Raw genomic sequence first — 16155 nt, forward strand, 5'->3', positions numbered from 1 at the left:
AACTACCGGAGGTAATTTATTAGAGAAAACGCAATGCTAGTCAGCCCTAGCAAAGTCGACGCTAGGCTAAGCACCGGCGTCGCATCGTTCAGATTATCCAGCAGAGGCCGCCGTACCGGCTGGATATAAATAATATCGTTGGGCTCTACCTGCAGGTTGCCCCGGCGCATGCCTTCCAACGTATTGAGATTGATAAACTGTACCTGGGGGTTCTTCAAATCGCCCCGGATGATGCGAATATTATCGATGCGGCCCCCATTGCGGGCAATGCCGGTGCTACCCCCGGCCGCGCCGCCATCGGGGCCACCGGCCAGGGCCAGTACTTCGAGCAGGTTCATATTGTCATTAGCCAGGTTAATGACCAGGCCGCCGGGGGCACCCAGAATGATAACGCGGTTGTTGCTCACGGCCGTTTTAATGAACGGCTCTTTGTAATACGCACTATAGCGGATTTTCAACACACTGTCGGCCTGGATAAGGCTGAGCCCTTGCAGGTAGACCCGGTCTACCAGTGGTAGGTGCACGGTACCATCGGCCTGCACTACATATTGGGTGCTGCCAGGCACGGCGCTCCCGCCTCCGCCGCCACCCCGGCCACTGGTGCTGGCGCCGGTGGCAATGGCGCTGCCCGCGCTGCCGATGCCCGTACCAAAGCGCAGCTCCCCGTTAGGGTCAATCAGCTTTTCGCCTTTGTTGGTGTAAACCTGAATGTTGAGCAGGTCGTTGGGGTGAATGGTGTAGTTGCGCGCCGTGCGGTTGACGGCCCGCCGCAGCCTGGCCGTATCCACCACGCCATCGCGCCCCTTGGTGAGTTGAAACATCGTGCGCTGATTGTAGTAGCGGCTGGTGGCACACGACGAGAGCAGACCAAGCAGCGGCAGGGCCAAAAGCCAAAACCGCCGGCGCAAGCAAGGCGAAAGCTGAGATAGAAGAGCCAAAAGAAAAAATATTCAGTAGAAGCTGCCTAGCCCAGAGGTGCTGGCTGACAACCTCGAAAGGTAAAAAATGCCTCAAAAGTAACTCTTTTATGGCGGCCTTTCAAAAACCGAGCCGGCAGGGCCAGCCAGGCCCGCCAGATTTAACGGTCTCAAAATCGTATTTTTGCGGTACCGGCCCGGCCGGCCGACATTCTCTCCCCCTCCCCCCACCCAATTTATTTTCATGGAAGCTACCGTGGCCACCGAAAACCAGACCATGATTGCGCAGATGGTGCGCGATTTTGGCCTCCAGCACATCAAACCCCACATGATGCGCTGGGATAATACCCAGGAGTTTCCCCGCGACCTGTTCCGCCAGCTCGGCGAGCTCGGCCTGATGGGCGTGCTCGTGCCCGCCCAGTACGGCGGCTCGGGCTTTGGCTACCAGGAATACGTGACGGCCATTGCCGAGCTGGCCAAAATCGACGGCAGCATCGGCCTGAGCATGGCCGCGCATAACTCGCTCTGCACCGGCCACATTCTGCAGCACGCTTCCGAAGCGCAAAAGCAGCAGTACCTGCCCCGCCTGGCCTCGGGCGAATGGCTAGGGGCCTGGGGCCTCACCGAGCCCAACACGGGCTCCGATGCGGGCAACATGCGCACCACCGCCGTGCTCGACCCTAGCGGCGAGCACTACGTGCTGAACGGTGCCAAAAATTTCATCACCCACGGCAAGAGCGGCGACGTGGCCGTGGTAATTGCCCGCACCGGCGAGGTCGGCGACTCGCACGGCATGACGGCCTTTATCGTGGAGCGCGGCACGCCCGGCTTCGAAGGCGGCCGCAAGGAAGACAAGCTGGGTATGCGCGCCTCCGAAACCACCGAAATGATTTTCACCGATTGCCAGGTGCCCGTAGCCAATGTCATCGGCAAAGTCGGCGACGGCTTTGTGCAGAGCCTGAAAGTGCTCGACGGCGGCCGCATCAGCATTGCGGCCCTGAGCCTGGGCATTGCCCAGGGCGCCTACGAGGCCGCCTTGCAGTACAGCAAGGAGCGCCAGCAGTTCAACCAGCCCATCAGCAATTTCCAGGGCATCGCCTTCAAGCTGGCCGATATGGCCACCGAGATTGAGGCCGCTAGCCTGCTCACCTACCGCGCCGCCGCCATGAAGGACCGGGGCGAAAACGTAAACCTGGAGTCGGCCATGGCCAAGCTCTACGCCTCCGAGGTGAGCGTGCGCGTGGCCAACGAGGGCGTGCAAATCTTCGGCGGCTACGGCTACACCAAAGACTACCCGGCCGAGAAGTACTACCGCGACGCCAAGCTCTGCACCATTGGCGAGGGCACCAGTGAAATTCAGAAGCTCGTTATCGCCCGCGCCCTTCTCAAGTAAAGCACGGATTACACGAATTCAAACGGATTTCACGGCTTTTGTGAACGGCCTCTACAGCAGCCGCTAGGGTGTTCATAGTGAATCGACTACAAAATCCGTGAAATCCGTTTGAATTCGCGCAATCCGTGATTATCTTTGCGGCCCGATTTACTCGGCTTCCCGTCGCGAAAGCATTCAAAATCCCCGATATGATTATCGTTCAAATCAAAGACAACGAAACCGTTGACCGTGCGCTGAAGCGCTTCAAAAAGAAATTCGAGCGCACCGGCGTGCTGAAAGAGCTGCGTCGCCGCACGTTCTTCCAGAAGCCGAGCATCACCCAGCGCAAGCTGAAGCAAAAGGCTGTTTACAAGCTGGCTACCTACGGCACCGAGAACGAGTAGTCGTTTACTGGTAGCTTTTGCTGGTTTTGAGAAGCCCGCCCACTTGCCGTTTGGCAGCTGGGCGGGCTTCTGGCATTGGGGCAAAGCCAGGTGCGGCGCGCAGGCCCTACTTTGCAGCCCCTGGCGCGGCTGGCCCGCGCCGGAAACTGGCCTATGGAAGAATTTCTGGATTTTTTGCGTTACGAAAAGCGCTTTAGCCCGCACACCGTTACGTCGTATCAGACTGATTTGGTGCAGTTTGCAGCCTACTTGCTGGCCGAATATGAGCTAACTGACCCCGCGCAGGCCACGCACCCGCTCATTCGGGGCTGGGTGGTGAGCCTGATGGGCCAGGACCTGGACCCGCGCACCGTTAATCGCAAAGTGGCCTGCCTGCGCTCGTTCTACAAGTTTTTGCTGCGCGGGCACCGTATTGAGGCTAATCCTATGCTGCGCATTAAGGCCCCGAAGATGGCGAAGAAGCTGCCCGAATTTGTGCCCGAAGAGTCGCTGAACCGGCTGCTTAACTCCTTCGAGTTTGAAGACAGCTTTGCGGGCGTGCGCGACCAACTGGTGCTCGAAACGCTGTACGGCACCGGCATTCGCCTCTCGGAGCTGCTAGGCATTACGGAAGACGATGTGGACAGCGGCGCCCGCACCGTGCGCGTAACCGGCAAGGGTAATAAGCAGCGCATTGTGCCCCTCAACCCTTCGCTGCTGCTGGTGCTTGCTAAGTACCGGGCCAGCCGCCTGGCCGAATTCGGGCCCGCCACCTCGGCTAGCCCCTTGCTGCGCACCGACAAGGGCGAGCCGCTGTACGAAAAGCTGGTGTACCGCACCGTGAAGAAGTACCTGAGCCAGGTATCAACTTCGGCCGCGCACCAGCACCCGCACGCTTTGCGCCATGCGTTTGCCACGCACCTGCTGGGCAAGGGCGCTGACCTCAATGCCATCAAAGAATTGCTGGGCCACGCCAGCCTGGCGGCCACACAAGTGTACACACATTTGTCCGTCGACCGGCTGAAATCCGTATTCGAACAAGCTCATCCCCGAGCCTGAATTCAATCCGGAATGAAGCATAAGTACGCAATGTGCTAAGTGCTTGCTGTTCAGCCGACGGCTAGGGCAGTAAGGTATTTTGCTTCCTCAGTACTCATTCAGCATACTCGGTTTCCCATCCACCCAATTCCCCTTTTGCCCATGAAAGTGCAAATGCAATCGGTACATTTTGATGCCGACAAGACCCTCCTCGACTTCATTCAGCAACGCCTCAATAAGCTGGAGCATTTTTATGACCGCGTGACGGACGGCGAAGTAATTCTGCGCCTCAACAACAAAGACGGCGTGGCCAATAAAACGGTCGAAATCAAGCTGATGGTACCCGGCAGCACGCTCTTCAGCCAGGAAGATGCCACCTCTTTCGAGGCTGCCACCGATGCCGCCGTAGAGGCGCTGAAGCGCCAGATTACCAAATACAAAGAGAAATCTCTGAGCCACTAGGCCCCGTTTATAGCGCAAAAAGCCCCGGCTGCCATCGGCAGCCGGGGCTTTTTGCTGGCTAGGGCAGCTTACAGGTTGAAAGCGGCCTTGATGCGGTCGACGTAGTCGAGCTTTTCCCAGGTGAAGGTTTCGAAGGTTTTCTCTTCGCCATCCTTCATCTTTACCGTTACGGTGCCCGGCTGGCGGCCCATGTGCCCATAGGCGGCCGTGGCGCCAAAAATGGGGTTACGCAGGCCTAGCCGCTCCACAATGGCGTAGGGGCGCAGGTCGAAGAGCGCGTTCACTTTATTGGCAATCTCGCCGTCGGTGAGCGGCTGGCCATTGGTACCCAAGGCTTTAGTGGTGCCCGAAGTAGTAACGTACAAGCCTACCGGCTTGGCCACGCCAATGGCGTAGGCTACCTGCACCAGGGCCTGGTCGGCCACGCCGGCGGCCACCAGGTTTTTGGCAATGTGGCGGGTGGCGTAGGCGGCCGAGCGGTCTACCTTGCTCGAATCTTTGCCCGAAAAGGCGCCGCCGCCGTGGGCACCCTTGCCGCCGTAGGTATCGACGATAATCTTGCGGCCGGTAAGGCCCGAGTCGCCGTGCGGGCCGCCGATAACGAACTTGCCCGTAGGGTTTATATGGTGCTGAATAGCAGCGGTGAAGAGTGCCTGCACTTCGGGGCTCAGCTTGGCCTTCACGCGCGGAATGAGGATGGTAAGAATATCCTGCTTGATGCGCGCCAGCATGGCTTCTTCCGAGGCGTCGAACTCATCGTGCTGGGTGCTGATAACGATGGTTTCGATGGCCTCGGGGCGGTGGTCGTCGGAGTAGCGAATAGTAACCTGGCTCTTGGCGTCGGGGCGCAGGTAAGGCATTTCCTGGCCCGACCGGCGAATGGCGGCCAGCTCTTCGAGCAGGCGGTGCGACAGGTCAAGGGCCAGCGGCATGTAGCTGGCGCTTTCGTTGGTAGCATAGCCGAACATCATGCCCTGGTCGCCGGCGCCCTGCTCTTCGGGGGCCTGGCGCACCACGCCCTGGTTGATGTCGGGCGACTGCTCGTGCAGGCGGTTCATCACCTCGCAGGTGTCGGCGTTGAACAGGTATTCGGGCTTGTTGTAGCCAATACGCCGGATGGTTTCGCGCACAATAGGCTCGGCATCAACATGGGCCGTCGACTTTATTTCGCCGGCCACCAGGGCAAAATCCGTGGTTACGAGGGTTTCGCAGGCTACTTTGGCCGTAGGGTCCTGGCGCAGATACTCGTCGAGGATGGCATCGGAAATCTGGTCGGCAACTTTATCGGGGTGGCCTTCCGAAACCGATTCGGAAGTGAACAGATAGGGCATGGCGGGAAATTAACAAACAAAAATCCGCCCGCCCGGCCAGTTGGAGGCGCGGGCGGGCGGGCCGTAAAACTACTCATTAAATCCTGAGCGGCCACGTTTTGGCCGGGCAAGCGTTAGGCAGCGGCGGGCGCTACCTTCTCGCACACCAGTACGATAAAGCGGCCGCGCAAGTCGGTAGTGGCAAATAAATAGATGTCGCCACCCTCCCGAATGCCCGTGCGCCGCCGAAAGTCGGCTACCGATTCGGGAAAGTTGCGCGTCGTAACGTGTGCCCGGCCCTCGGGGCCCAGATGTTTTTTCAGGTGCGGGCCGTCGGCCTTCTCGGTGGCCAGAATGCGAAAAATCCGCCCTGGAAAGTCCGGCCGCAATTCCTGGCTGGTATACAGGTGGCTGTGCTGCTGAATCTTAAGTAGCTCATAGGCCGTGCCCACGCTCTTGAAAGCCCCAGCCTTCAGAATAGCTGCGTTGGGCTCGTAGAGATACTGCTGGGCCTCGGCGTAGCGGGGCACGGCGCGGGCCTCGCGGGCGCGGTTGAGGCGAAAGTCTTGCTGCGTACCGTCGCGGCGCAGGTTTACGGCTAGGCGCTCGGGGTCGATGGCCGGCTCGGCGCCCAGCTCATACAGCACCTCTTTTACCTCATTATCAACCGCTAGTACCCACAGCCGGCGCACATGCTTCAATTCCTGAATGGCCAGCTCAATGTCCAGCATAGGCGAGGTTTTGAGCAGGATGCGCGGCGCGTGGCGCAGCAGCAGTGGCAACAGGCGCGGCACATCGGGCTCGCAATCGGCCAGCCGAAATGTTTTGCCGCCCCGCTGGTCGCGCCGCGCCGGGTCTAAGAACAGCCAGTCGAACGGTTGCTCGCTAGCCCTTAAAAACGCTGCCGCATCGGCAGCATGCGTGGTGATATTGGTGATGCCGAGCTGCTGCAGGTTGTACGTTACCACGGCGGCCAGCTGGGTATCGCGCTCTACGTAGTCGACCTGGTCTACCACGGCCGCAAAATGCGCCGCATCGGCGCCAAAGCCACCCGTGAGGTCGGCCAGCCGGCCAGCCCCGGCCACTAGGGCCGCCTTGTAAGTAGCAGTGCGCTCAGAAGATGCCTGCTCGACCGAAAGCGCGGGCGGAAAAATCAGCTCCTGGTTGTCGGCCCAGGTGGGCAGCTTCACGCGGGCTTTTTGGCGGGCCTGAATCTGGCGCACCAACTCGGGCACGGGCAGGTGGGGGTGGCGGCGGGCCTGCAAGGCCAGGTGGGCGGGGTCGTCGTGCAGGTGGGCGGCCACGTAGCGTCGGGCCGCCTCGGGTAAAGGAAACTCCATTGTGCAGCTACTAACGCAAAAACTGGCTGACTGGTGCTGAAGAGAAGCAGGAATTGTTAGGAAGAGCAATCTGCCCTCCCAACAATTCCTTGGACCTTATTGCCCTTCCAAAGTCAACTTAAAGCTGCCAGCGCAGGGCTAGTACCGGGTGGCCCGCCGTGGCGGCCAGGCCCAGCCCCGCCGGCCGCAGCCGGGGCCACAGCGTGCCGTGCTTGCCAGCGGTGCCGGTATTATAGTTGTCCACGGCCTGCTTCAGGTACTCGTTGGTGTGGCGATTGATGAAAAGGGTGCCTAGCAGGCTGGCTGCCGTTAGGCCCAGCGCTACTTGCTGGGTGCCACTGAAGTACTGGGCGTCGCCGTGGCCAAATACCTGCGAGGCATAAAGACCCAGCGAGCCTACCAATACTGCTTTATCAATCAGATAAGCAGTCTTGTGGCCCTGGTAATGGTCTAGCTCGGCCAGGGCCGAAGCATTGCCCGCCAGGTAGGGCCGCAGCTTGCCGCCGAAGAAGCCAGCGCTCTGGTAGTTCTCCTCGCCGGTTTTGCCGGGGGGCAGAAAGTAAAAGTTGTGCTGTGCGCCATACTGGCCGCGGCCCTCGTCTTCGGGCGAGAGGCGGATAGTAGCGGGAGCCTGCTGTGCCGCCGCCGGCTGGCCGGCCAGGCTAAGCCCGGTAGCTACGGAGGTAGCTGCTAGCCAACGTACTACCGAGCCATTAGAAAGTATAGAAAAGGTCATAGCCGGCAAAGATAGGCCTGCAACGCATGGGCGCAACCCCCAACAAACCCGTATCTTTGCGGTTGGATTACAAGACCTTTCATTTGCCGACTATCATGGTAGCAACCACGCCCACGACCTACGTTCCGTACAAAGTAAAAGACCTGAGCCTGGCCGAGTGGGGCCGCAAGGAAATTCGCCTGGCTGAGGCCGAAATGCCCGGGCTGATGAGCCTGCGCGAAGAATTTGGCGCGTCGCAGCCCTTTAAAGGGGCGCGCATTGCTGGCTGCCTGCACATGACCATCCAAACGGCCGTGCTCATCGAAACCCTCATCGCGCTGGGTGCCGAGGTAACGTGGTCGTCGTGCAACATCTTCTCGACGCAGGACCACGCCGCGGCTGCCATTGCCGCTGCGGGCATCCCGGTGTATGCCTGGAAGGGCATGAACGAAGAAGAATTCAACTGGTGCATCGAGCAGACGCTGTTTTTTGGGGAAGACCGGCAGCCGTTGAACATGATTCTGGACGATGGTGGCGACCTTACCAACATGGTGCTGGACCGCTTTCCCGAGTTGGCCGCCGGTATTAAAGGGGTATCGGAAGAAACCACTACCGGGGTGCTGCGCCTCTACGAGCGCGTGAAGAATGGCACGCTGCCTTTCCCCGCCATCAACGTGAACGACTCGGTGACGAAGTCGAAGTTTGATAACAAGTACGGCTGCAAAGAGTCGGCCGTAGATGCTATTCGCCGGGCTACCGATGTGATGATGGCCGGCAAGATTGCCGTAGTAGCCGGCTACGGCGACGTAGGAAAAGGCACTGCTGCCAGCCTGCGCGGCGCTGGCGCCCGTGTTATCGTTACCGAAATTGACCCCATCTGCGCCTTGCAGGCAGCAATGGATGGCTACGCCGTGAAGAAGCTAAGCAACGCCGTGAAGGAAGCAGACATCGTGGTGACGGCTACTGGCAACTGCGACATTCTGCGCGAAGAACATTTCCGCATCCTGAAAGACAAGGCTATCGTCTGCAACATCGGCCACTTCGACGATGAGATTGATATGGCGTGGCTGAATGGCAGCTACGGCCACACCAAAGACACGGTGAAGCCGCAGGTGGATATCTATACCATTGATGGCAAGGAGGTTATCATTCTGGCCGAAGGCCGCTTGGTAAACCTGGGCTGCGCCACCGGCCACCCTTCGTTTGTAATGTCGAACTCGTTCACCAACCAGACCCTAGCCCAGCTGGAGCTGTGGGAGCGCGGTAGCCAGTACGAAAATCAAGTGTACACCCTGCCCAAGCACCTCGATGAGAAAGTAGCCCGCCTGCACCTCGCCAAAATCGGCGTAGAGCTGGATGAGCTGACGGCCAAACAGGCCGATTACATCAAAGTGCCGGTAGAAGGCCCGTTCAAATCGGACCTGTACCGCTACTAAACCGTAGGTTTAAAAGGATTGCGTAACTGTGGGGCCGCGCCCCCCATTACATGGTCCCAGTAAAAAGAGCGGCCACCTGATTAGGTGGCCGCTCTTTTTTTGTTTGCCAGCAACGCCAGGAAGTGAGCCTACGGAGCAGGCGTATCTGCGCAATCTGTTAAAGCTGCCTATTAGGCAGTTACGGCTAGCGCCTCGCGCACGGCCGGAGCCACCTGCTTCCCAAATAGCTCAGTCGAGTGCATAACGGCCTCGTGCGGCATTCCTTCCAGCATCAGTTGGCCCAGGAAGCGAGTGTTGTTAAATACCCTGCTGAGGTAAAGCAGCTTAGCCGTGATTTCCTGCGGAGTGCCTACGAATAGCGGTCCTTCCGGACCGCGCAAATGGTCAAACTGCGCCCGCGACATGGGCGGCCAGCCGCGCTCGCGGCCTATGCGGTTCATAACCAGCGCGTAGGCCGGAAAAAAATCGTCGGCGGCCTGCTTGGAATTTTCGGCTAGGTGAAAGTGACAGTTAATGCACAGCGGTAAGGCCTCGGCATTGTGGCCAGCCTGCCGGGCCGCCCGGCGGTAGATGTCAGCAAACGTGGCATACTGCGCCGGGGCACCCCCCAGGATGGCGATGGTCAGCCCGAGGCCTAGCGAGCCCGCCCGCGCCGCCGAGGCGGGCGTGCCGCCTACCCCAATCCAGAGCGGCAGCTTTGGTTGCACTGGGCGCGGATACACACCCTTGCCCGCAATAGCCGGCCGGTGCTTGCCCTGCCAGGTGATTATTTCCTGCTCGTTGAGCTGCATCAGCAGGCCTAGCTTTTCGGCATACAGCTCGTCGTAGTCCTTCAAATCTTGCCCAAAAAGCGGAAACGACTCGATGAATGAGCCGCGCCCGGCAATTATCTCGGCCCGGCCGTTGGAAATCAGGTCGAGCGTGGCAAAGTTTTGAAACGTGCGTACCGGGTCGGTCGAGCTGAGCACCGTAACGGCGCTGGTGAGGCGCACCTGCTTGGTAACAGCCGCCACGGCCGCCAGCACCATTTCGGGGGATGATACTACGTAGTCGGCCCGGTGGTGCTCGCCGATGGCTACTACATCGAGACCTGCCTCATCGGCCTGGCGGCCCAAAGCCACCAGCTCCTGCGTGCGCTGGGCAGCGGCGTGGTCGCCGCCGGCTACGTGGGCGGGGGCAACCTCGCCAAACGAACTGATTCCTAATTCCATGAAATTTGAGTTGTAGCAAACAGTAATCTGACCGCAAAGAAAGCACGCAGATTGTTGATTAATGTAGCAACATCAATTTAGTCCAGGAAGTTTGTTTTGGTTAAGGCCTCGCTAATCTCCCAAAGTTTTTTGTTGTTAGCAGGCGTGTTGAAGCTACTTTTCACCGGCTCGGGCTTCTTCTTGCTGAAAAAGCCGCCGCTGGTAGCCGCCACGCTAGGGGAGGTGGCCAGGAAAATGCTGGTTTCGGCGCCCTTCTCGGGCGAAAGCATAAACGGCCGCCCTAGCGCCAATAGCGCCGAAATGATACCGCCCGTTTGCTGGCCGTAGCCAGTGGCCACGGCGCCGGGGTGCAGCGAATTGGTCGTTACGTTGGTGATGCCGTGGGCGCGCAGCCGCTGCGCCAGCTCCTGCGTGAACATGATGTTCCAGAGTTTGCTGTTGCCGTATTCCCAAACGGGGCTGTAGTGCTGTTCCGACTGAATATCGTCGAGCGTGGGCTTGCTAAAGCGGTATGCCATCGAAGCTACGTTGACGATGCGCGCGGCGGGGCTTTTTTGCAGCAGGTCGAGCAGCAGGCTGGTGAGCAAAAAGGGCCCCAGGTGGTTGGTAGCTAGAGTCATCTCGTAGCCATCGGCCGACAGCTCGCGCTCGGCCCCAAACATAAGGCCGGCGTTGTTCACCAGTACATCGAGGCGCGGATACTTGTCGTGGATTTGGGCGGCCACATCGCGCACCTGCTGCAACACCGAAAGGTCGGCCAGCACGATGTCTACTTGGTGGTTGCCGGTAGCGGCAATAATTTCTTGCTGGGTGCGCTCGGCTTTTTGGCGGTTGCGGGCCAACAGCACTACGTGCGCGCCCTGCCGGGCCAGCTCGCGGGCCGTTACTTCGCCGATACCAGACGTGGCACCCGTCACGAGCATGATTTTGCCTTGTAAGTCAGTCATAAAAATTCAGAGTAGGAGACGCAGCTATACGCAGCCCGGCCCGGAATGATAGCTAGGGGCCAGCGCCCGCTCGCCGTTGGCTGGCTGCTGGCCGGGCTGCTAGCTTTGCACCTGCCATGCCCACCGTTCCGCTCTCCGTCGTCATTATCACCCTCAATGAAGAAGCCAATATTGCCCGCTGCCTGCAGGCGCTGGGCACGGTAGCCGATGAGGTGCTGGTAGTGGACTCGTACTCTACCGACCGCACCATCGAAATATGCCGGGTGCACGGCGCGCGGCTGGTGCAAAACGCTTTTGTGGGCTACGTAGAGCAGAAAAACTTCGCCACTGACCAAGCGCGCTACAACTATGTATTGCAGCTCGATGCCGATGAAGTCCTCACCGAAGAGCTGCGCCAGAGCATCATGGCCGTAAAAAAAGACTGGCAGCACGCCGCCTACGCGCTAGCCCGCCTCACCAACTACTGCGGTACCTGGGTGCGCCACGGCGGCTGGTACCCCGACCGCAAGCTGCGCCTCTACGACCGCCGCCTGGGCCGCTGGCAGGGCCTGCTGCTGCACGAGCACTACGTGGTGCAGCCCGGCCACACCACCGGCCAGCTCGCCGGCGATGCCCTGCACTACTCGTACCATTCCATCGCGCAGCACGTCAACCAGCTCAATAAATTCACGAGCATCACGGCCCGGGAGCGGGCGTTGCGGGGCCAGACGAAGGTCACGCTTTTTCACTTGCTGGTGAAGCCCTTCTGGAAGTTTGCCTATGGCTACGTATTCCGGCTAGGCTTCCTCGACGGCTTTGCGGGCCTCAGCATTGCGGTTATCTCGGCCTGGGGCGTGTTTCTGAAATTTGCAAAGCTGAAAACCGGCACTCAAAATGCCCCCACCGCATGAGCGCGCCCACCTTTCTGGTATCGCGCACCGATGCCATCGGCGACGTGGTGCTGACGCTGCCCGTGGCGGGTTGGCTCAAGGAGCAGTACCCTGGCTGCCGCGTAGTGCTGCTGGGGCGCGCCTACACGGCGGCTGTAGCGGCAGCCTGCCCCTGGGTCGATGAGTTTTTGAACGTGGATGAGCTGGCGCAACTGGCCGGGCCCGCGCAGCTAGCCCGGCTGCAAGAACTGGAGGCCGCCGCCATCATCCATGTTTTTCCTGCTAAGTGGCTGGCTCGCCTAGCCAAGCAGGCCGGCATTCCCATCCGCATTGGCACCCGCAACCGGCTGTTCCACTGGCTTACCTGCAACCGGCTGGTGGCCCTCAGCCGGCGCCACTCGCCGCTGCACGAGGCGCAGCTCAACTTGCAGCTGCTGGCGCCGCTAGGCTACCGCAAGCCGCTCGCCCTGCCCGAGGTCGCGGCCTTGGTGCGCCTGGTGCCCGCCGCGCCGTTGCGCCCCGCGCTCCGGCAGCTGCTTGCTGCCCGGCGGCCCGGCCAGCTCAATATCATGCTGCACCCGCGCAGCCGGGGCAGCGCCCGCGAATGGGGGCTAGCCCACTTTGGCCAGCTGGCCCGACTGCTGCACGCGGCCGGCCACCGCGTATTCATCAGCGGCACGGCGGCCGAGGGCGAGGAGCTGGCCGACTGGCTGCGCGAGCACGCTGCCCTTCTGGCCGCCGACCTCACCGGCCGGCTGGCTCTGCCCGAGTTTATTGCCTTTATCGCCGCCGCCGATGGGCTGGTGGCCGGCAGCACCGGGCCGCTGCACCTGGCCGCCGCGCTGGGCCGCCACGCGCTAGGGCTGTATCCGCCCATCAGGCCCATGCACCCCGGCCGCTGGGGGCCGCTAGGGCCCCACGCCGAATACCTGGTTTTCGACCGGCCTGGCTGCCAGGACTGCCGTGCCCAGCCCGCCGCCTGCACCTGCATTAAGGCCATTGAGGCGGCTGCCGTGGCCGCCGAAATAGTGCAATGGCAACCGTTGCCGACAACCTAACGAGTAGTTGCTACCGTAGGTAGGGCCTGCGGTAGCCATCTGCTAGCCCTTGGCAAGCGAGCCAGCCAGCTGTTTCATGCGCTTTTAATGCGCTGGGCCAACTAAATCGCTGCCGTCCGGTCTTACTTTTGTCCAGCTACTGCCTTTATTACCTGCCCTATCTACCCAATTATGAGTGACTCTCCCGAACGGGTGAAGCTGAGCAAAGAGGAAAAAGACCGGCGCTTTCAGGCCGAGTTGATGCCTGTGCTCGACCCGCTCTACAACTTCGCCTATCGTCTTACCCTCGACGAGGACGACGCCAACGACTTGGTGCAGGAAACTTACCTCAAGGCGTACCGCTTTTTTGAGTACTTCGAGCCCGGCACCAATGCCAAGGCCTGGCTTTTCCGCATCCTGAAAAACTCGTTTATCAACGATTTTCGGAAGAAAAGCAAACAGCCGGCCAAGGTCGATTACAGCGAAGTTGAAGGATATTATAATCCGGATGAGGTAGAGGGCGACGCCGACACCGGCGCCTCGTCGTCGGACCTGCGCCAGCAGTCCTCGCGCGACCTTATCGGCGATGAGGTCGCGAGCGCTCTAAATTCGTTACCCGTTGATTTTCGGACGGTTATCATTTTGTGCGACCTCGAAGGCTTCACCTACGAGGAGATGGCCAAGGTGCTCGATATTCCCATCGGTACGGTGCGCTCGCGCCTGCACCGGGCCCGTAATTTCCTCAAGGATAAGCTCGAAAAGTATGCCTCCTCAATGGGCTATGGGAACGATGCCCTGCAAGACGCGGTTGAGGACGCCGAACCCGAAGAGTAGATTCGGGCCTATTTTTCACTCATTAAACCCAGGCTAAGACCCTGTTCCCGTTTCGCTCATGGAAGCTACCGCTACTACAACCAATCTGTCGGCCCCCCTTGCCTCAGCCTCCCCGCTGGCCAACGCCCCCGACTGCGACCGCGTGAACATTGTACTTGACCAACTTCTCGAAGGACGGGTCCTGACTGAAGAAGATGAGGACTACCTCATCCACCACGGCGAAGATTGCTCGCCCTGCTTCGAAGACATCAAGAAGCAGCAGTTCTTTATCGGCTTTCTCAACCAGAAAGTAGGCCGCCGCTCTGCCCCTTCGGCCTTGCCGCACGCCATCATGGCGCGTTTGCAAGCCGAAATGGCCTAGCTTTGCGGCCCTATGCAGGGCAAAATCATTGTATTCTCGGCTCCTTCGGGAGCGGGTAAGACGACTATCGTGCACCGGCTCATGGGGTTAATCCCGGAGCTGAGCTTTTCCATCTCCGCCTGCACCCGCGACCGCCGGGGCCGCGCCGAGGTCAATGGCAAAGACTACCACTTTATTTCGGTAGCCGATTTTCAGGATAAAATCCGCCACGATGAGTTCGTGGAGTGGGAGGAAGTCTACGAGGGTGCCTTTTATGGCACCCTCAAATCGGAAATCGAGCGCATTTGGGCCAACGGCCAGCACGCCATCCTCGATGTAGATGTAAAGGGCGGCCTCAGCATCAAGGAGTTTTACAAAGACCGGGCGCTAGCCATCTTTGTGCGCCCGCCTTCCATTGAGGCCTTGGCCCAGCGCCTCACGGCCCGCGCCACGGATTCTACTTCCAGCATTTCCTCGCGGGTGTACAAGGCTACGTTCGAGCTTGCCTTCGAGGACAAATTCGACGTGACTGTGGTCAACGATAACTTGGAGGAGGCCGTAGCGCACGCCGAAAAGCTGGTGCGCGACTTTATTCAGCCCGATACCGCTTCGGAGGCGGTATGACGCCGGCCAGCCCCGGAGCCCGGCGGCGCATTGGCTTGCTGTTTGGCTCGTTCAACCCGGTGCACGTCGGCCATCTTATTCTGGCCGAGTACTTTGCTACGCGCACCGACCTGGCCGAAGTCTGGCTGGTAGTATCTCCCCAAAATCCTTTCAAGCAAGCCGCCGGCCTGCTGCCCGAAGCCCGGCGCCTGCGCTGGGTAGAGCTGGCTATTGCGGGCAACGCCCACTTGCACGCCGAAAACATTGAGTTTGAGCTGCCGCGCCCTAGCTACACCATTGCCACGCTCGATGCGCTGCGCGCCCGCCACCCCAGCACTGATTTCGTGCTGCTGATGGGCGCCGACAACCTGCCGGGCCTGCCGCGCTGGCAGGAAGCAGCGCGCCTGCTGGCCGAGTTCGACATCTACGTGTATCCCCGGCCCGGCACAATCATCCCCGACTTGGCTGCTTTTCCGCGGGTGCGGGTGCTAGCGGCGCCGCTACTCGATATTTCGGCCACGTACATCCGCGAAAGCCTGCGCCAGGGTCTTTCAATTCGCTACCTGGTGCCGGACGTAATCGAAGCGGAGCTAGTGAGCAGCCAACTGGGCTAGTAGCTGGTTGATAATAGAGCGTAACAGAAAAGGCCCGGCGAGTTATCGCCGGGCCTTTTCTGTTGCTGAGCAGCTGACCTCAGATGGTCATAATCTCGGCTTCCTTCTTGGTGAAGAGCTTGTCCACCTCGATGATGTGGGCGTCGGTGTATTTCTGCACCTTGGCTTCGGCATCCTTCACGGCATCTTCGGCGGCGCCGTCTTTTTGCAGCTTGCGCAGGGCCTCGTTGGTGTCTTTGCGGATGGCGCGCACGCGCACCTTGCCGCTTTCTACTTCATTTTTGGCTTGCTTCACGAGGTCGCGGCGGCGCTCCTCCGTCATGGGCGGGATGTTGAGGCGCACGCCGTCGGCATCCGACACGGGGTTCAGGCCCAGGTCGCTGTTTTTAATGGCTTTGGCTACCTCGCTCACCATATTTTTTTCCCAGGGCTTGATGAGCAGCGAGCGCGGGTCGGGGGCCGAGATATTGGCAATCTGCGCAATGGGCGTGGGCGTGCCGTAGTAGTCTACGCGCAGGCCGTCGAGCATGGCCGGCGATGCCTTACCGGCCCGGATGCGGCCCATTTCTACGCCAACGTGGGCAACCGCCTTGCCCATCGATTCCTCAGCGTCGCTGAGGTAAAATTGAATTTCCTCGTCCACTTTTTAAAGGTTGAGTTTTGAATGTTGAGTGCTGAATAACAGTTGCAGGCTGACTTCTAAGGAAATACCTTAAAATTCAACCTT

Annotated in this window: 18 protein-coding genes; 11 read left to right on the plus strand and 7 right to left on the minus strand. The window is 60.0% G+C overall.

Annotation, left to right across the window (positions count from 1 at the left end; genetic code table 11):
* Window positions 1-2 precede the first annotated feature (2 nt).
* A complete protein-coding gene (locus Q5H89_RS06600) occupies window positions 3-887 on the minus strand; it encodes a polysaccharide biosynthesis/export family protein (protein ID WP_305018521.1) in 885 nt (294 codons plus the stop codon).
* A gap of 274 nt (window positions 888-1161) precedes the next feature.
* Between Q5H89_RS06600 and Q5H89_RS06605 the strand changes: the two genes are divergently transcribed.
* The 4 genes from Q5H89_RS06605 (at window position 1162) to hpf (ending at window position 4172) form a co-directional block, all read left to right on the plus strand.
* Window positions 1162-2310: an acyl-CoA dehydrogenase family protein gene (locus Q5H89_RS06605; protein WP_305018522.1), complete on the plus strand. Its 1149-nt coding sequence runs from the start codon at window positions 1162-1164 to the stop codon at window positions 2308-2310.
* Window positions 2311-2498: 188 nt separating this feature from the next.
* Complete coding sequence (gene rpsU, locus Q5H89_RS06610) at window positions 2499-2693, plus strand: 30S ribosomal protein S21 (RefSeq protein WP_305018523.1); 195 nt, start codon at window positions 2499-2501, stop codon at window positions 2691-2693.
* 153 nt (window positions 2694-2846) lie between these two features.
* Complete coding sequence (locus Q5H89_RS06615) at window positions 2847-3731, plus strand: tyrosine-type recombinase/integrase (RefSeq protein ID WP_305018524.1); 885 nt, start codon at window positions 2847-2849, stop codon at window positions 3729-3731.
* A gap of 141 nt (window positions 3732-3872) precedes the next feature.
* Window positions 3873-4172 carry a ribosome hibernation-promoting factor, HPF/YfiA family gene (hpf, locus tag Q5H89_RS06620; protein ID WP_305018525.1) on the plus strand — a complete coding sequence of 100 codons (300 nt, stop codon included), beginning with the start codon at window positions 3873-3875 and terminating at the stop codon, window positions 4170-4172.
* A gap of 68 nt (window positions 4173-4240) precedes the next feature.
* Here the strand turns inward: hpf and metK are convergent, their stop codons facing one another.
* From metK to Q5H89_RS06635, 3 genes are all read right to left on the minus strand, one after another.
* A complete protein-coding gene (gene metK, locus Q5H89_RS06625) occupies window positions 4241-5503 on the minus strand; it encodes a methionine adenosyltransferase (protein WP_305018526.1) in 1263 nt (420 codons plus the stop codon).
* Between the two features lie 113 nt (window positions 5504-5616).
* Window positions 5617-6822, minus strand: coding sequence for a THUMP-like domain-containing protein (locus Q5H89_RS06630; RefSeq protein WP_305018527.1), 1206 nt, complete (start codon window positions 6820-6822; stop codon window positions 5617-5619).
* Between the two features lie 118 nt (window positions 6823-6940).
* Window positions 6941-7558 carry a hypothetical protein gene (locus Q5H89_RS06635; protein WP_305018528.1) on the minus strand — a complete coding sequence of 206 codons (618 nt, stop codon included), beginning with the start codon at window positions 7556-7558 and terminating at the stop codon, window positions 6941-6943.
* 95 nt (window positions 7559-7653) lie between these two features.
* Here Q5H89_RS06635 and ahcY point away from each other — a divergent pair, with 95 nt between their 5' ends.
* Window positions 7654-8973, plus strand: a complete 1320-nt coding sequence (gene ahcY / locus Q5H89_RS06640; RefSeq protein WP_305018529.1) for an adenosylhomocysteinase — start codon at window positions 7654-7656, stop codon at window positions 8971-8973.
* Between the two features lie 170 nt (window positions 8974-9143).
* On the opposite strand, the gene Q5H89_RS06645 is transcribed toward ahcY, so the two are convergent.
* Both Q5H89_RS06645 and Q5H89_RS06650 read right to left on the minus strand, forming a co-directional pair.
* The gene (locus Q5H89_RS06645) at window positions 9144-10184 is read right to left on the minus strand and encodes an LLM class flavin-dependent oxidoreductase (protein ID WP_305018530.1); all 1041 of its coding nucleotides are present in this window, start codon (window positions 10182-10184) and stop codon (window positions 9144-9146) included.
* 77 nt (window positions 10185-10261) lie between these two features.
* Entirely contained in the window at window positions 10262-11131 is an 870-nt protein-coding gene (locus tag Q5H89_RS06650) for an SDR family oxidoreductase (RefSeq protein WP_305018531.1), read from the minus strand.
* A 116-nt stretch (window positions 11132-11247) separates the two neighbouring features.
* On the opposite strand from Q5H89_RS06650, the gene Q5H89_RS06655 reads away from it, so the two are divergent.
* The 6 genes from Q5H89_RS06655 to nadD all read left to right on the plus strand — a co-directional run bounded on the left by Q5H89_RS06655 (window position 11248) and on the right by nadD (window position 15428).
* A complete protein-coding gene (locus Q5H89_RS06655; RefSeq protein WP_305018532.1) occupies window positions 11248-12021 on the plus strand; it encodes a glycosyltransferase family 2 protein in 774 nt (257 codons plus the stop codon).
* Complete coding sequence (locus Q5H89_RS06660; protein ID WP_305018533.1) at window positions 12018-13058, plus strand: glycosyltransferase family 9 protein; 1041 nt, start codon at window positions 12018-12020, stop codon at window positions 13056-13058. The genes Q5H89_RS06655 and Q5H89_RS06660 overlap by 4 nt, the downstream gene beginning before the upstream one ends.
* A 171-nt stretch (window positions 13059-13229) precedes the next feature.
* Complete coding sequence (locus tag Q5H89_RS06665; RefSeq protein WP_305018534.1) at window positions 13230-13871, plus strand: sigma-70 family RNA polymerase sigma factor; 642 nt, start codon at window positions 13230-13232, stop codon at window positions 13869-13871.
* Between the two features lie 58 nt (window positions 13872-13929).
* Entirely contained in the window at window positions 13930-14232 is a 303-nt protein-coding gene (locus Q5H89_RS06670; RefSeq protein WP_305018535.1) for a hypothetical protein, read from the plus strand.
* A gap of 12 nt (window positions 14233-14244) precedes the next feature.
* On the plus strand, window positions 14245-14835 hold the full coding sequence (gene gmk / locus Q5H89_RS06675; protein ID WP_305018536.1) for a guanylate kinase: 591 nt from the start codon (window positions 14245-14247) through the stop codon (window positions 14833-14835).
* Window positions 14832-15428 carry a nicotinate (nicotinamide) nucleotide adenylyltransferase gene (gene nadD, locus Q5H89_RS06680; RefSeq protein WP_305018537.1) on the plus strand — a complete coding sequence of 199 codons (597 nt, stop codon included), beginning with the start codon at window positions 14832-14834 and terminating at the stop codon, window positions 15426-15428. Before gmk ends, nadD begins: the two co-directional genes overlap by 4 nt.
* 79 nt (window positions 15429-15507) lie before the next feature.
* On the opposite strand, the gene frr is transcribed toward nadD, so the two are convergent.
* Window positions 15508-16071, minus strand: a complete 564-nt coding sequence (gene frr / locus Q5H89_RS06685; protein ID WP_305018538.1) for a ribosome recycling factor — start codon at window positions 16069-16071, stop codon at window positions 15508-15510.
* Between the last annotated feature and the right edge of the window lie 84 nt (window positions 16072-16155).

This window comes from Hymenobacter cheonanensis (assembly GCF_030581075.1).
In the GTDB taxonomy this organism is placed as follows: Bacteria; Bacteroidota; Bacteroidia; order Cytophagales; family Hymenobacteraceae; genus Hymenobacter.

What these genes read in the sequence shown, in the direction of transcription:
- Q5H89_RS06605 (WP_305018522.1), top strand. Translation starts at nt 1,162, where the DNA reads ATGGAAGCTACCGTGGCCACCGAAAACCAGACCATGATTGCGCAGATG.
- rpsU (WP_305018523.1), top strand. Translation starts at nt 2,499, where the DNA reads ATGATTATCGTTCAAATCAAAGACAACGAAACCGTTGACCGTGCGCTG.
- Q5H89_RS06615 (WP_305018524.1), top strand. Translation starts at nt 2,847, where the DNA reads ATGGAAGAATTTCTGGATTTTTTGCGTTACGAAAAGCGCTTTAGCCCG.
- hpf (WP_305018525.1), top strand. Translation starts at nt 3,873, where the DNA reads ATGAAAGTGCAAATGCAATCGGTACATTTTGATGCCGACAAGACCCTC.
- metK (WP_305018526.1), bottom strand. Translation starts at nt 5,503, where the DNA reads ATGCCCTATCTGTTCACTTCCGAATCGGTTTCGGAAGGCCACCCCGAT.
- Q5H89_RS06630 (WP_305018527.1), bottom strand. Translation starts at nt 6,822, where the DNA reads ATGGAGTTTCCTTTACCCGAGGCGGCCCGACGCTACGTGGCCGCCCAC.
- Q5H89_RS06635 (WP_305018528.1), bottom strand. Translation starts at nt 7,558, where the DNA reads ATGACCTTTTCTATACTTTCTAATGGCTCGGTAGTACGTTGGCTAGCA.
- ahcY (WP_305018529.1), top strand. Translation starts at nt 7,654, where the DNA reads ATGGTAGCAACCACGCCCACGACCTACGTTCCGTACAAAGTAAAAGAC.
- Q5H89_RS06645 (WP_305018530.1), bottom strand. Translation starts at nt 10,184, where the DNA reads ATGGAATTAGGAATCAGTTCGTTTGGCGAGGTTGCCCCCGCCCACGTA.
- Q5H89_RS06650 (WP_305018531.1), bottom strand. Translation starts at nt 11,131, where the DNA reads ATGACTGACTTACAAGGCAAAATCATGCTCGTGACGGGTGCCACGTCT.
- Q5H89_RS06655 (WP_305018532.1), top strand. Translation starts at nt 11,248, where the DNA reads ATGCCCACCGTTCCGCTCTCCGTCGTCATTATCACCCTCAATGAAGAA.
- Q5H89_RS06660 (WP_305018533.1), top strand. Translation starts at nt 12,018, where the DNA reads ATGAGCGCGCCCACCTTTCTGGTATCGCGCACCGATGCCATCGGCGAC.
- Q5H89_RS06665 (WP_305018534.1), top strand. Translation starts at nt 13,230, where the DNA reads ATGAGTGACTCTCCCGAACGGGTGAAGCTGAGCAAAGAGGAAAAAGAC.
- Q5H89_RS06670 (WP_305018535.1), top strand. Translation starts at nt 13,930, where the DNA reads ATGGAAGCTACCGCTACTACAACCAATCTGTCGGCCCCCCTTGCCTCA.
- gmk (WP_305018536.1), top strand. Translation starts at nt 14,245, where the DNA reads ATGCAGGGCAAAATCATTGTATTCTCGGCTCCTTCGGGAGCGGGTAAG.
- nadD (WP_305018537.1), top strand. Translation starts at nt 14,832, where the DNA reads ATGACGCCGGCCAGCCCCGGAGCCCGGCGGCGCATTGGCTTGCTGTTT.